The following is a 14287-nucleotide window of genomic DNA, read 5'->3' as shown; positions in this document are numbered from 1 at the left end:
GATTGTCACCCCGTGGCTTGACCACGGGGTCCAGTAAAAAAATATCAATATAACAATTTCTTAAAACTAAAAGCTCGATTTATTTCGCTTTTTTCTGGATCCAGTGGTCAAGCCACGGGATTGACACCCAGCAAGTTTTTCTATCCATACAACAACGCCCATTAACAACACTTAAAGCTTTTCCTATGATACGGTGATAAGCCGTATGTATTAATAGCTTCTATATGCTCTTTGGTACCGTAACCAGAATTTTTGTGCCATAAATATTGTGGAAACTTAGCACTGAATTCTAGCATCAAACGATCCCTAGTAACTTTTGCGATAATAGAAGCTGCTGCAATCGATAACGATAAATTATCACCGTTAACTATACTGATAAATCTTTCATCACTAAACTGCATATTACCGTCAACTAAAACTATTTCAGGCTTAACATTAAGATTTGCTGCAGCAATAGAACAAGCTTTTTTAGTTGCCTCTAATATATTGATCTTATCAATTTCGGTGTGGGTAATAATAGCAACTGCCCAAATATAATTACTCGTTATTTGCTCATATAATAGTTCTCTTTTCTTTTTAGAAAGCTTTTTAGAATCCTTAATGCCCTGTATAATATTAGCGTTATCTATTATAACGGCACTTGCGACCACCGGACCTGCTAGCGGTCCTCTACCTGCTTCATCTATACCTGCTACAATATAGTTATGATATTTTTTTCAAAATGTAATAGGTCTACTTCCATAATTGTATTTTTTAATTTTTAATGTATACTCGTTTAACTTGAAAAATTGATATCGCTGCATGGAATTATGTCATGCCCGCTTTTTCGCGGGAATGACATAAATGAGCCATGCAACAAAACCTAAAATAATATAGAATTTTAAAGTGCAAAATTATTTTCAATTATTAGGACTTCCACAAGAGTATAATATTGATTTAAAGATATTAGAAAAGCAATATTTTGCTATGCAGGTAAAATATCATCCCGATAAAGCAAAAACTTTGCAGGAAAAGGAACAAAATCTAATTACTGCGGCTCAATTAAATAATGCTTACTCTACTCTTAAAAATGCCTTAAAGCGTGCTGAATATATGCTGCTTTTACAAAATATAAATTTAAATGACGAAAAAACACGTAGTTTACTTTCGCCGCTAGAATTAAGCATATTTTGGGATGAAATGGAAATAATCGAAAATACTATCTTATTTAGTGATTTAGAAAAAATAAAAGATAAGTATGAATTAATGAAAAAGCAAGAAATTGATTCTTTAAAACAAGCCTTTGAAGAACAAAATCTATCAGACGCAACTATAAAAACTAGCAAGCTTAAATATATTGGGACATTGCTGCATAAACTGCAAGAAAAAATAAAATCATGCAAATAATAGACATTAGGGAACCGGAGCAAGCTGATTTTAAGCAAGAACAGCAAATAGCAGTCGGTATCGATTTTGGCACTACTAACTCATTAATAGCTATTGCAACTAATAGAAAAGTGAAAATTATTAAATCTATAGATGATAAAGAATTAACCCCAACTACTATAGATTTCATAAATAACAATTTTACTATAGGTAATAATAAAGGACTCCGGTCTATTAAAAGACTATTCGGTAAAACATTAAAAGAAATTCTGAATACTCCAGCACTTTTTTCTTTAATTAAAGATTATTTAGACGTAAGTAGTAGTGAGCTTAAGCTAAATTTTGCCAATAGAAGAATAAGGATTTGTGAAATTGCAGCAGAAGTTTTTATTTACCTAAAAAATCAAGCAGAAGAGCAATTAAAGACTCACATAACTAAAGCAGTTATAACCGTGCCTGCACATTTTAACGATGCAGCAAGAGGCGAAGTAATGCTTGCGGCTAAAATAGCAGGTTTTGAAGTATTAAGGCTAATTGCCGAACCTACTGCAGCTGCCTATGCTTACGGCTTAAATAAAAACCAAAAAGGTTGTTATTTAGTATATGACCTAGGCGGCGGCACTTTTGACGTATCTATTCTTAATATACAAGACGGTATTTTTCAAGTGATAGCAACAAACGGCGATAATATGCTTGGTGGCGACGATATAGATGTAGTAATTACACAATATCTTTGTAATAAATTTGATTTACCTAATTCTATAGATACTTTACAACTTGCAAAAAAAGTAAAAGAAACTTTAACATATAAAGATAGTTTTAATAATGATAATATATCAATTAATAGGCAAATATTAGAACAATTAATTTTGTCTTTAGTAGAACACACTATCAATATAGCTCAAGAATCTTTGGAACAAGCAGGAAATCCAAATATAGACGGAGTTATTTTAGTAGGAGGTACAACCCACATTCCTTTAATAAAAGACGAATTATATAAAGCATTTAAAGTAGATATTCTATCAGATATTGATCCTGATAAAGCAGTTGTATGGGGGGCTGCATTACAAGCAGAAAATTTAATAGCACCCAATACAAATTCTTTATTAATTGATGTAGTACCTTTATCGCTGGGTATGGAATTATATGGCGGTATAGTTGAAAAAATCATTATGCGTAATACTCCAATTCCTATTTCGGTAGTAAAAGAATTTACGACTTATGCCGATAATCAAACCGGTATACAATTTCATATATTGCAAGGTGAACGTGAAATGGCTGCCGATTGCCGCAGTTTAGCCCGATTTGAGTTAAAGGGACTTCCGCCTATGAAAGCAGGAAATATTAGAGCTGAAGTTACTTTTGCTATTGATGCAGACGGTATATTATCCGTTTCTGCTTATGAAAAAATCAGCAATACATCGCATACTATAGAAGTAAAACCAAATCACGGTATTGATAAAACAGAGATTGATATTATGTTAGAAAATGCTTATAAAAATGCTAAAATAGATTATACTACAAGATTATTACAAGAAGCAGTAATTGAAGCAGAGGCTTTAATCTCTAGCATAGAACGTGCTATAGCAGAATTAACAACTTTATTATCGGAAAGTGAGATATCTATAATTAATTCTTTATTAGATAATATAAAAGAAGCTGCACAAGCTAGAGATCGGATCTTAATTAATAATTCTATTAAAGAGTTTAAATCCAAAATAAAAAAATCTATGGACACAAAGCTTAATATAATAATTAATGGTGTACTAAAAGGCAAAAATATCAATCAAATTAAATAATCTCAGTTATATATAAAATATTATATATCATCGAACTAATTTAGATAAGGAAAAATACGAAGAATGTCAGGAAAAATAAAAGTAACATTTATTATAAATGATGAAGAAGAAAAAACAGTAGAAGCACCGATAGGGCTTTCTATTTTAGAAATTGCCCATAGTAACGATCTAGATCTTGAGGGAGCTTGTGAAGGATCGCTTGCTTGTGCTACTTGTCACGTTATTTTAGAAGACGAATGTTACAACAAATTAAAAAAACCTACGGAAGCAGAGGAAGATATGCTTGACTTAGCCTTCGGTCTTACCGATACTTCTAGATTGGGATGTCAAATTATTTTAACCGAAGAATTAGACGGCTTAAAAGTACGTCTTCCTTCTGCTACTCGTAATATAAAATTATAATGGATTAAAAAAGTGATACGTAAAATACTTCTTTTTGTGTTTTTAGCCTTTACTATAATATGGTTTGCCACTGCATATACTATAAAAAATAACGTTGTAAGTTTAATTAAAAATTCTGGATCCGATAATCGTAAGATATCTTATAATGCAATTAAGTTTTCAGGCTATCCTTTTAATTGGAAAATTACCATAACGGATCCTAAAGTAAAATTAATTGATCATGTAAATTCTAAGGAATTTACATGCGAAAATATTATCCTAAATATAGCTTTTAGTACTAAAAGAGCCGCTCTTAATTTCGGTCCTTTTATTAAAGAAGTCGATAATTACGGCGATAAAACATTTACCTATGATGTACGCAGCAATGATGACATAAAGGGTATAGGAAAATTTAATAAACCTTTATATAAAATATCAAAAGATGATAATTTAAAAGAAATATTAAAATCAATGCAGTTAAATAATAAAGCATTATCGATATTTAACGATAATAAAGAAGTCGTTCAAATTAATGATTTAGCATTGCTTATAAAAAAACAGAATCTAGCAAGTGAGGAAAATATATCCTTATTCTTCAGTATGAATTATTATTCAGAAAAAGATATTTTGAATTTTAAAAATGCTAATTTAGATATTGCTGCTTCTTTAAAATTTGCTGAAGATGAAGAAGATTCAGCTATTTTACAAAATTTTAATATAGAAAGATTTATTTTTACTTGTGATAATGATTCTAAAGTTAATTTAAACGGTGCTTTACAATTCTTTGCCAATAAATTACCGAAAGGAAAATTATATTTTGAGCTGGAAAATTATAATTCCATAGTTGATAAATTATTACCAAATAACATTATTTTTTCTAAGAAAATAATTAAAACAATTATTGCTAAAGCAATTAATAAAGCTTCCGACGAGCAATTAAATACAGATCAAAATGATGCAAATTCGGCTTATAACAATATAGCAAAAGCTAAGTTTGATATTGAGTTTTCAGATAAAGGAATAAATATCGGTTCTATTAATTTACTAGAACTAAAACTTGGTAAACATAAAGAAGACCAAAACACCGAAAATAATCCAAATTAGTTTTATGAATAATTTTAAACTAGCTACTATTATTAGCCTATTTCTTATTTGCAGTAATATTTATGCTGCTTCAAAAGTCATTAAAATCGGTACCGGCTCTATTTTAAAAGGATATTATGCTATTGGACTTGATTTATGCAAGACTATGACAAATGATGCTAAAAATAATGAACATATTAAATGCGAAGTTGTTGCAACAAACGGCAGTATAGAAAATTTAAAATTATTACAACAAGGCAAAATTGATTTAGCTCTAGTGCAAGCTAATATTGCAGTAGAAGCATATGAAGGCATAGGTTATTATCACGATCAAGAAAAAATGCAAAATTTACGTCAGGTACTTAATCTACATGATGAGTTTTTTACGGTTATTGTAAAAGATGAGGATAAAATAAAAGTTTTTGCTGATATTGACGGGAAAAAAATAACTAACGGTCCGGCATTTTCCAGTAGTAATATTACTTATGATGCTATAAGTTCTTTATATAAATTTTCTAAAGAACCTGAAGAGATACACATTAATTATGAAGATTCTATTGATAAATTCTGTAATAAGGCAATAGATGCTATAATAATGATGGTTGGCCACTCTAACCCCTTAGTAAATTTAATAGCTAATAAGTGTGAAGTTGATTTCATTTCAATTGAAAATGATAAAATAGCAGAATTAATAAAACAAAATAGAGCGTTTCATAAAGCTATACTTCACAAGGGCTTATATCCAGGGATTACCGATGATCAAACTACAGTCAAAGTATCGGCAATTCTAATAACTAGAGATGAGGCGAATCGTGATATTTTAGATAAATTTATCGGATCTTTTCATAGAAACGTAGCAAATTTTAAACTTTCTCATTACTTATTAAATAACCTCGATATTCACTATTTTGCCGATACTAAAAATTTTGTTCTACCAAAACATGATTCAGTAAGAAATAAAAACTAACAATATCTTATGTCTGAAAATACTATATTTAAAAATATACTTATACCTATAGACTTAAATGATAAAAAATCTATAAAAGGTATTCTTTCTAAGGCTTTAATGCTTGCAACGAACTTTCAAGCAAAATTACATTTTATGTATGTAATTCCTGAATTCGGTACGAAAATGTTTGCAGATTATTTACCTAAAAATTGGAGAACCGAGAAAAAAGAAAAGTATCAGACTCAAATTAAAGAACTTATAAAACAATATATTCCCGATGAAATTGAAACAGATTATTATATAGGTAGCGGTGCCGTTTATGATGAAATAATTAAGCACTCTAATGAAATTAAAGCCGATTTAATAATAATCTCTGCAGTCAGACTACAATTAAAAGATTATATGCTTGGACCTAATGCTTCTAAAATCGTCCGTCATTCAGATATATCAGTTTTAGTAGTAAGAGACGAGTAATAAGTATTATTTATGGTTCTTACGTCATTCCCGCAAGGCATTGTTGCGTGGACCTGCTTTTCCGTCATTGAGAGAAGAATTACGTAGTAATTCGACGACGCAATCCAGTAAAAAATTCTGATTTACAGAATTTTTGTATTATTTTTTCTGGATTACCGCGTCGCTTCGCTCCCCGCAATGACGATTAGGTATCCACACAACAATACCATGCGAGATAACATTCATTAACCGTACATGGAATACTAATAACTTACAACTTCACTTTCAACTTTACAAAGCCTTGGTGGCTTTGGTATTGCTTTTGTAAGTGGCAGTTATACTCTAAAGTCACACTTATATTACCTTTTTCAGTTAAAACGCTAGCACCAATATGATAACCGACTTTAGGCTGTTTTGGTAATGCGATAGTTTCATTAATTTCTTTATCTTTCAATTTTACTTTAGCATTAAGATTTTTACTCTTATTGTTAAAGTAATTTTCTACAGAAGCTTGAAGTGCAGGGGCATAACATTAAAACCTTTAGCTATTTTCTGCAGTGCTAAAGCTTTATTAATTACTTTTTGAGTGTGGCTTTGAGTCTCATTTGCTCAGCTGCTGCAGTTTGTCTATCGTTATTATTAGCTACCACTGCTTCTACTTGTACGATCTACATTAAACTTTAAATTTTCTTCCCTATGTCTTACTCAATTTCCTTAACTGCACCCGGTACAACCACAACTACAGTAGATGTTGCTGCTCTAACTTCCTTACTTCTGTTATCTAAATTCTTTTCAGATGTTTTTAAAAGCTTATCTATAGCATCTTTAATACCATCTAAATCAGCAATACGATTTTGATTTTTAAATTCATCAAACTTTTTTAGTAAATCCTTAGCATTAATGCTACTTACTAAAGTAACTATAACTTTTTGATCATATAAAGTGGTTATACGACTTGCATTTCTATCTTGTTCAGAAAACAATGCTTTACTAAAAGCTTTTTGTCTTTGATCAGTTATTTCATTTTCTGAAATTCTTGTTGAAGCTAAGTCTGTCGTGCTATCCATTAAATTTGCTTTAGTTACAGCTAATATGTTATAGAAATTCATTAATTGGTTTACATTTACTTCCGGTTTTTTTCAATTGCTTTTAAATCAACATAGTTAACTTCAGTATTAACTAAAAGTTGAGTTATATTTTTACTGTCACCAAGCCAGTTTGTTTTAGCAGCATTAAAATCATTTAAGGTTTGAGGGTCTACTGTATTAATTTTGTTATTAACAGCTTTATTAACTATTAAATTTACTTAATCACTAAAGGATAAATTATTGAATTTATTAACTATATCTTTTACTTGATTATTTAGAAAACCTTCTCCTAAAATTTCAGATTTCGTATTTATAAACTCTATTCTATCAATAACCGGTGCTATTTTTTCTAATGCTAATAAGGTTGCTGTTTTTACTTTTTCTTTAGTAACCGGTTCTTGCATAGATTCAGGAACATTTTTAAAGACCCAATCTAATCTTGTAGCTTTCTGCTCTTCTTCATTTAATAAATTAGCAAAAAAATCTCCATTAGCTACTATAGCTCTAGCTCCTTGATTCAGCTCTTGATCTTTCATTAGTAATGCATATGTTAATTTTGCTTTTGCTTTTATATCAGCTCTATTGGGTTATCTGCAGAAAACATCTTAGATAATTTCTGGTTATATTCTTCACTTAATGCATTAATATCTATATTACCGACGTCTATAGCGGCTTGTAATCCAGGCTTAACTTGAGTTTCAATAATATCCTCAGTCAACATCATACATATTATAGGTGCAATATCTTGTTTAACACCCAATAATATCATTGCAGGATTTGGAAATTTTGGAGCTACGGCTACCGCTTCTACTTCTGCTTTCTTTTTAGGTACATGAAGTACTGTATAAAATACTTGATAATCCTTGATTAACTTTTTAGTTGCTTCTTTATCAACTTCATATTGTTGTTTTTCTGCTTCAGTTAATCCATTAAAATGTGCTTGCTCTGCTGCTAATAAATCCGCATCTTTTTGTTATCTTCTTGCTTCTTTTTGTTTAGCTAATTCTGCTTTTTGTTCATTTCTCTCTTTTTGTATTGCTCCTTTATTTTTCTTAAATTCTGTAAATAAATTATAATATTCTTTTAATTTACCAGCTAAATCATTTAATTTTACTACATCTAAGCCATTTATTTTTGTAAGATTTTTTATATCAAATACTGCATTAACCATTATAGCAGATACATCACCACGAGCAATGCGTGCCCCTAGAGTAGAGGCGGCGGTGGTGGAAGCGGAGTGCCAACACCTCTTACCGGAACCCACCGCACCAAGAGATACTAACTGCTTATTAGCATCTTCTTTCTTTGTATATTCAAGACTACTTGCAAGCTTATTCATAGTTTTTGTATTAAAACCTTTAATTAAAGATTTCATATCATCATTAGATAAATTTTCTGTAATAACTCCAAGCTCTTTTAATACGCTATATTATATTCTGTTAAAGCCTTATGACCTAAAGGTTTTACACCGTCTATATTTTTTGCAAAAGAATCAAACTTAATTTCTGTCATTGCCATTAAATATTTTGCAAGACGCTCTTCATCCATTAAGTTTACTAATTTCTTAATCGCTACGTCATTCGGTCTTTGAGCATGTATTGCAGCAAAATTATTATTAACATATCCTTTATAAGCCATTAATAAATCTTCTTTTTGTTTAACCGTAACCGTAGGCATTTAATTTATTTCTTTAAAGAATGACGAATTTCCTACTTCAGAATATTGAAAAGTTTTTTTATCTTCTTTAACGTTTTGATCCAAAAAGTTATTACTGAATAAAATATGCTTGACTTCATCAGACGTAAGCCCACTACTAAGCAAATTATTTAAAGCTGCCTTTTTTAAAGCTTGCAGATAATTCATCAACTATAATAGTTTTTATACGATCTTATTTTTCCGGTATAACTTCTAATTTTCTATTTATCTGTATGTTTTTTACTTACTCTTACAATGCAGCAAAATCATTATCTTTTAAGATAGTGTTTAAAATTTCATTTTCTTCAATCGCAGTTTTAGGTTTATTAAACCCTATACTAACCTCTAGATTCCTTGCTGCCGGTTCATGAGCTGGCATTCCCACCATTGGAAGCCCGATTCTGTTATTTCTAACTACTTTCTCTTGGAGCATCATCAATACCTTTTATTAAGCCATCTTTTTCTGCTCTAAGAGCAATATGTCCTAAGTTGGTATTGTGAGTATCAAAATCTCTTGTAACAATTTCTTTTAATGCTCTACGATCTGCTTCTACAACTGTTTTAAAATTTACGTTCGCTACCAAATTTTTTATACCTTCAACTGAGCTTGTCCGGTTAAAGCTGTATATGATGCATTTTTAGTTAAAATATCAGCAATAGCTATATCTGCAACTTATAGGCATAGCTGTCATAATAGCCGCGTTAGCACAGCTAAGTAAGAATAATTTTGTAAGTTTAGAATTTATAATAATCGTAATGTTTATTGTTAATAGTTAGTTAATTTATATACATGCAAGCTATATTATTAAAATGTTCATTATTTTTAAAATGATTTATAATGGTTATGATAGGGTAATGGTTATTACATGTAGGGGATATTATTAAGCTTCGGAGTGTTATGTCATTCCCGCGTATGCGGGAATCCATAAAAATAACTTCACTATTGATATAGAAGTTACATATTTGATAAAATAAGTATATAAAAAATAAGTTTTTTATATACTTTACTGAATTCCAGCCTTCGCGGGAATGACATTAGACTATAAGGTATATACTTTGTCTCTCAAAACCAAATTACTTTTTATTACAATCAGTGGCATTATAATATTATATTTTGCTATTCCTCCTGCTCCATTGCTTAAAGATATAAGCTTCTCACAAAGAGTATTTGACCGAAGCGGCGAGTTAATGCGTATTTCGCTTTCTAAAGACGATAAATATAGGATATTCACTCCTATATGTGAAATACCGGCAAGTTTTATAGAAGCAGTATTGTTATATGAAGATAGGCATTTTTATAAACATTTCGGCATTAACCCAGTTTCTTTAGCCAAAGCTTTTTATTCTACTTATTTACAGAATAATCGTAAAATAGGCGGCTCTACTATAACAATGCAAATAGCACGTTTAAGATATGGGGTAAACTCTTCTACTATTCTTGGTAAAATCCATCAAATCATTAAAGCTATTCATGTAGAGCTACATTATTCAAAAAATGAAATCCTAGAAGCTTATCTAAACCTAGTGCCGTACGGTAGTAATATTGAAGGGATAACAGCCGGTAGTTATATTTACTTCAATCGTGACCTAAAAGATTTAAATGTGCTCGATATTCTAAGCCTTGCAGTAATCCCACAAAATCCTCTTAAAAGAGGCGGGAATGATATTAATATTTTTAAAGCACGTAAATATCTATTTACTGAGTGGCTAACGACTCACCCACAAGATATTATTTATAATAAGTTAATTAGTTTGCCGATTAAATTTAATCAAAATAAAAATCTTCCTTTTATCGCACCGCATTTCACTTTAGATATCCTAGCAAATAATGATAGTCCTATTATACATACTACTATAGATAAGAATCTGCAAACTACTATAGAAAAGCAGGTGCAGCTATATATTAATAACCTGAAAAAATACGGCATTAATAATGCTTCCGTAATTCTTATTGATTTTACTACTATGGAAGTGCTTGCAAGCATTGGTTCAGGTGATTTTTTTAATAACGATATTTGCGGACAGATTAACGGCACTAAAAGCCATCGATCTCCAGGCTCAGCTTTAAAACCGTTTGTCTATGCACTTAGTTTTGATCAATCGCTAATACATCCCTTAACTTTACTAAAGGATACACCTACTTACTACGATCATTATAAACCGGAAAATTTTGATAGCAGATTTACAGGAGGATTAAGTGTTAGAGAATCGTTAATAAAGAGCCGTAACGTACCTGTAATATTTCTAGCGTCTAAGTTAAAAAATCCGAATTTTTATGAGTTCTTACAACAAGCAAAAATTAGCGGCTTACGAAAACCTGAACATTACGGCTTATCTATAGTACTCGGCACAGCAGAAATTACTCTTGAAGAGTTAACTACTCTTTATGCTATGCTTGCTAATTTCGGTACTTATAAACCGCTTAGGAAAATGCTGTCTACGTCATTGCGAGGAGAGGCAAAGCTAGGGTGCGACACTCTAGAACAAAATAATACAAACTCTACTAGATTGCCACACTCCGAGCAAATGCTCGCAACGACAATGATATCACCCGAAGCAAGCTATTTAACTCTTGATATTATAAAAGATACGACTCGTCCTATTACCTATAACAATACAAAGCATAACTTACCGATTTATTGGAAAACAGGTACTTCTAGCTCATTTAGAGACGCACTGAGCGTAGGCATATTCGGAAAATACGTACTTGCCGTTTGGGTTGGAGATTTCAAAGGGCAAACTCACGGAACATTTACAGGTAATATTTCTGCGGCCCCTTTATTCTTTAATGTTATAGAATCAATAGCCCAGCCAAATAAAGATAAGGATTTAATCCTTTCAAAAATTAATGAACTAAATATTACTAAAGTAAAAGTTTGTGCAGATACGGGAGATATCGATAACGATATGTGTCCGGTTAAAGCAGAATCCTTATTCATTAAAGGCAAATCACCGATCAAACAATCCGGTATTTATAGAAAAATATTGATAGATTTAAAAACCGGTATGCCTGCTTGCAACTTTATTCAAGGACAAACAGAATATAAAACCGTAAATTTATGGCCGACGGATATGCTTTCAGTTTACCAAAAAGCAGGAATACATATATTACCGAAACCGATACCCACAAACCATTGCAATAGGTTGATAAATTGGCATCATCAGAAACCTAAAATTATATACCCATTAAGAAATTCCATACATTCAATTAAAGATAGTGATAATATTACTTTTAGTGCGATTAGCGATAATAAAACCAATAACATTTTTTGGTTTGTAGATAATGAATTAATAGCAACCGCAAAATCAAACGAACCTGTAATATGGAAAGCAAAAACCGGTGAATTTATTATTAGAGCTATAAGTGATAGCGGCGAAAACGACAGTATAAAAATTTATATTAAAGAATAAATTAGTGGTTATATATGAAATCTAAAATTCCCACAGAACTTGATATTAAATCTTTAACAGCAGAAGAAACTGCTCTTGATTCTTTAAAAAGAAAATATTCTAAATTGATTGACTGAAGTTCATTATTCACTAATACAAGTAGGAAAAACATCAAAAGCTACAGTAGTAATAGGATTAACCTTATAGCGGAAAAAACACATTTTTAAACACTCTTGAAAACAACCTCAAGATTATCGAAAACGGTGAAGAATTTACATTTGATAAATTATTTGATTTTGAAACAACGCCGAAAATTAAGCATAAATATGAACCAGCTATATATATTTGAAATTGCAGAAAAAGTATTTTGGGAATGCTCTAACGAAGTACCCGATCCAGTTCAAGAGTTAATCAATGTATTTTTCATTAAAACGCTAGTTCAAATGACCGATAAATTAAAATCCCCTAATATCTTTAACAGGATCATAAAAGACTTTAAAAAGTTTTTCCCTTTAGAAGAATACAAAAAATTAAAAGGAAATTTTACATGCGTAATAACCCAACATCATGAAAACATTATATCAATGTTACAAAATAGCATTGCTATTAACAAAGATATATTAGAATCCTCTGATATAAAATTTTTCTATAAACCTACTTCTCAAGATGAAGAAATACAGCTTACCCCAGAGCTAAAAGCTCTAGAAGAGATAGCAAGAGTACAAAATTTAGAGCTAAAGAATCTCAGTTCATTTCTAAAGGAACAAAACAGTCTTATAGAAAATTTATATATACAAATACAGATAAATTTATAATATATAATTAATACTATCCAATCAATTTTCAGAGATTTTAATATATCTACATCTCTTAACTGTGTAAAATTTTCAGATAATAATAACTATGATGAGTATGTTAAAACCATATTTACCAAGTTCTTCAATACAATATCCAGCTATAAAAACACTATTGCTTATTTTGAAGGATTAACATAATTATCGGAACTGCAAACTATTATCAAACAAACAAGATAATCACCTTATAGAGGCAATATTTCAAATTTTAGACTCTATTGAGAAATTCACGGATAATAAGACGGGTATTCAAGCATACCGATATGTATTAAACCTACAAATTAAAGAATTATCATTATTTGAAGAAATGCTATCTACACCACATGGTCTCAATCCAATGAGTGCTATAATTGCTTAATTAAAATATGTGATTTATTCGTACAAAATAACTATCTATCGTCGATAAAAAATATAAAACCTGAAAATAATAACCAGTGCAATATTATCAAGAAGCCATAAAGTGGTTAAGTAAATATCCTGACAAGACGGAAGTAATGCAAACTATCGCTAGCTGCTACTCTAAAATAGGCGATATATTAAGCGAAGAAGCAGATTATAAGGGAGCTTTAACTAATTATAATCAGCCATAACATGTAATAAAGAACTTAAAGAAATGTATGATAAAATCAGTGATATGCTATTTAACTTAGGACGTGAAGATTCAGCTATCATATTTTATAGAAAGAATAATAAATTAGACTCTATATTAAAATGTTATATCAGTCTTATAGATAAGGCTGACAAGCCTATAAAAAAATATGATTTATAATAGACCAAGGAAACGAACTTCGCTTTCAAAAATAACAGGCAGCAGATGCTGCAGAATCATATTTTAAAGCAGCCGGCGTTGTACATGCTCCTCAAAAACAACAAAATTCAGTACTTACGACATACAATACTTTCTTAGGAAACCCAAATAATAATTCAATTCCACAAACAGATATTTCAGAACAACAACAAAGAAAGGAGTATTTTTTAAAGATATAATCGGCGATATTATTGATCCGTGACCGTTTACTAGTGTTGAGCGGTTTATTATTCCTCTTTGTCATCCTGTGATCAAGTCAAGCGGGTCTTGTTGCATGGTTCTGATGTCATTCCTGCGAAAGCAGGCATCCAAAAAAAGTATAAATACAGAAAATTTTTGAAATTAAAAGCTTGATTTATCTCGCTTTATGCTGGATTCCTTGCTTCCGCAGGAATGACACCGAGTACTTTTCTTGAACCATG

The 14287-nt window shown here is 30.6% G+C and carries 18 protein-coding genes and 2 pseudogenes; 10 read left to right on the top strand and 10 right to left on the bottom strand.

Features of this window, described 5'->3' with window-relative positions:
- Positions 1 to 161: 161 nt before the first annotated feature.
- Positions 162 to 742: pseudogene (locus tag A452_RS07810) on the bottom strand (ribonuclease HII).
- A 143-nt stretch (positions 743 to 885) separates the two neighbouring features.
- On the opposite strand from A452_RS07810, the gene hscB reads away from it, so the two are divergent.
- From hscB to A452_RS0100950, 6 genes are all read left to right on the top strand, one after another.
- Positions 886 to 1386 (top strand): Fe-S protein assembly co-chaperone HscB, encoded by a 501-nt coding sequence (hscB, locus tag A452_RS0100975; RefSeq protein ID WP_014413093.1) that lies wholly within the window; start codon positions 886 to 888, stop codon positions 1384 to 1386.
- Complete coding sequence (gene hscA, locus A452_RS0100970; RefSeq protein ID WP_014413094.1) at positions 1377 to 3164, top strand: Fe-S protein assembly chaperone HscA; 1788 nt, start codon at positions 1377 to 1379, stop codon at positions 3162 to 3164. Before hscB ends, hscA begins: the two co-directional genes overlap by 10 nt.
- A 63-nt stretch (positions 3165 to 3227) precedes the next feature.
- Positions 3228 to 3566 (top strand): ferredoxin family 2Fe-2S iron-sulfur cluster binding protein, encoded by a 339-nt coding sequence (locus tag A452_RS0100965; RefSeq protein ID WP_014413095.1) that lies wholly within the window; start codon positions 3228 to 3230, stop codon positions 3564 to 3566.
- Positions 3567 to 3578: 12 nt separating this feature from the next.
- Entirely contained in the window at positions 3579 to 4649 is a 1071-nt protein-coding gene (locus A452_RS0100960; RefSeq protein WP_014413096.1) for an RP198 family tick cell line-upregulated protein, read from the top strand.
- A 4-nt stretch (positions 4650 to 4653) separates the two neighbouring features.
- Positions 4654 to 5595, top strand: coding sequence for a TAXI family TRAP transporter solute-binding subunit (locus tag A452_RS0100955; RefSeq protein ID WP_014413097.1), 942 nt, complete (start codon positions 4654 to 4656; stop codon positions 5593 to 5595).
- Positions 5596 to 5604: 9 nt separating this feature from the next.
- The gene (locus A452_RS0100950; RefSeq protein WP_014413098.1) at positions 5605 to 6051 is read left to right on the top strand and encodes a universal stress protein; all 447 of its coding nucleotides are present in this window, start codon (positions 5605 to 5607) and stop codon (positions 6049 to 6051) included.
- 250 nt (positions 6052 to 6301) lie between these two features.
- Here the strand turns inward: A452_RS0100950 and A452_RS0100945 are convergent, their stop codons facing one another.
- The 9 genes from A452_RS0100945 to A452_RS11010 form a co-directional block, all read right to left on the bottom strand.
- Positions 6302 to 6484: a hypothetical protein gene (locus A452_RS0100945; protein ID WP_014413099.1), complete on the bottom strand. Its 183-nt coding sequence runs from the start codon at positions 6482 to 6484 to the stop codon at positions 6302 to 6304.
- Between the two features lie 247 nt (positions 6485 to 6731).
- Positions 6732 to 7139 carry a hypothetical protein gene (locus tag A452_RS0100940; protein WP_014413100.1) on the bottom strand — a complete coding sequence of 136 codons (408 nt, stop codon included), beginning with the start codon at positions 7137 to 7139 and terminating at the stop codon, positions 6732 to 6734.
- A 197-nt stretch (positions 7140 to 7336) separates the two neighbouring features.
- Positions 7337 to 7654, bottom strand: coding sequence for a hypothetical protein (locus A452_RS0100935; RefSeq protein WP_014413101.1), 318 nt, complete (start codon positions 7652 to 7654; stop codon positions 7337 to 7339).
- Between the two features lie 32 nt (positions 7655 to 7686).
- Positions 7687 to 7887, bottom strand: a complete 201-nt coding sequence (locus tag A452_RS0100930) for a hypothetical protein (protein WP_014413102.1) — start codon at positions 7885 to 7887, stop codon at positions 7687 to 7689.
- 204 nt (positions 7888 to 8091) lie between these two features.
- Positions 8092 to 8493 (bottom strand): hypothetical protein, encoded by a 402-nt coding sequence (locus tag A452_RS0100925; RefSeq protein WP_014413103.1) that lies wholly within the window; start codon positions 8491 to 8493, stop codon positions 8092 to 8094.
- A gap of 41 nt (positions 8494 to 8534) precedes the next feature.
- Complete coding sequence (locus A452_RS0100920; protein ID WP_014413104.1) at positions 8535 to 8795, bottom strand: hypothetical protein; 261 nt, start codon at positions 8793 to 8795, stop codon at positions 8535 to 8537.
- On the bottom strand, positions 8796 to 8981 hold the full coding sequence (locus tag A452_RS0100915) for a hypothetical protein (protein ID WP_014413105.1): 186 nt from the start codon (positions 8979 to 8981) through the stop codon (positions 8796 to 8798).
- A gap of 82 nt (positions 8982 to 9063) precedes the next feature.
- Positions 9064 to 9249, bottom strand: a complete 186-nt coding sequence (locus A452_RS0100910; protein WP_020372893.1) for a hypothetical protein — start codon at positions 9247 to 9249, stop codon at positions 9064 to 9066.
- Entirely contained in the window at positions 9224 to 9397 is a 174-nt protein-coding gene (locus tag A452_RS11010; RefSeq protein WP_014413107.1) for a hypothetical protein, read from the bottom strand. Before A452_RS11010 ends, A452_RS0100910 begins: the two co-directional genes overlap by 26 nt.
- Positions 9398 to 9869: 472 nt before the next feature.
- On the opposite strand from A452_RS11010, the gene pbpC reads away from it, so the two are divergent.
- The 4 genes and pseudogenes from pbpC to A452_RS11000 all read left to right on the top strand — a co-directional run bounded on the left by pbpC (position 9870) and on the right by A452_RS11000 (position 13826).
- A complete protein-coding gene (pbpC, locus tag A452_RS0100900) occupies positions 9870 to 12224 on the top strand; it encodes a penicillin-binding protein 1C (protein ID WP_014413108.1) in 2355 nt (784 codons plus the stop codon).
- Between the two features lie 422 nt (positions 12225 to 12646).
- Positions 12647 to 12827 (top strand): annotated as a pseudogene (locus A452_RS12700) (hypothetical protein).
- Positions 12828 to 13491: 664 nt separating this feature from the next.
- Entirely contained in the window at positions 13492 to 13647 is a 156-nt protein-coding gene (locus A452_RS11005; protein WP_014413110.1) for a hypothetical protein, read from the top strand.
- A 23-nt stretch (positions 13648 to 13670) separates the two neighbouring features.
- On the top strand, positions 13671 to 13826 hold the full coding sequence (locus A452_RS11000; protein ID WP_014413111.1) for a hypothetical protein: 156 nt from the start codon (positions 13671 to 13673) through the stop codon (positions 13824 to 13826).
- The last annotated feature ends 461 nt before the right edge of the window (positions 13827 to 14287 follow it).

This window comes from Rickettsia australis str. Phillips (assembly GCF_000273745.1).
In the GTDB taxonomy this organism is placed as follows: Bacteria; Pseudomonadota; Alphaproteobacteria; order Rickettsiales; family Rickettsiaceae; genus Rickettsia; species Rickettsia australis.
Note: the sequence above shows the minus strand (reverse complement) of the source record. Positions and strands in the feature narration are given on the sequence as shown.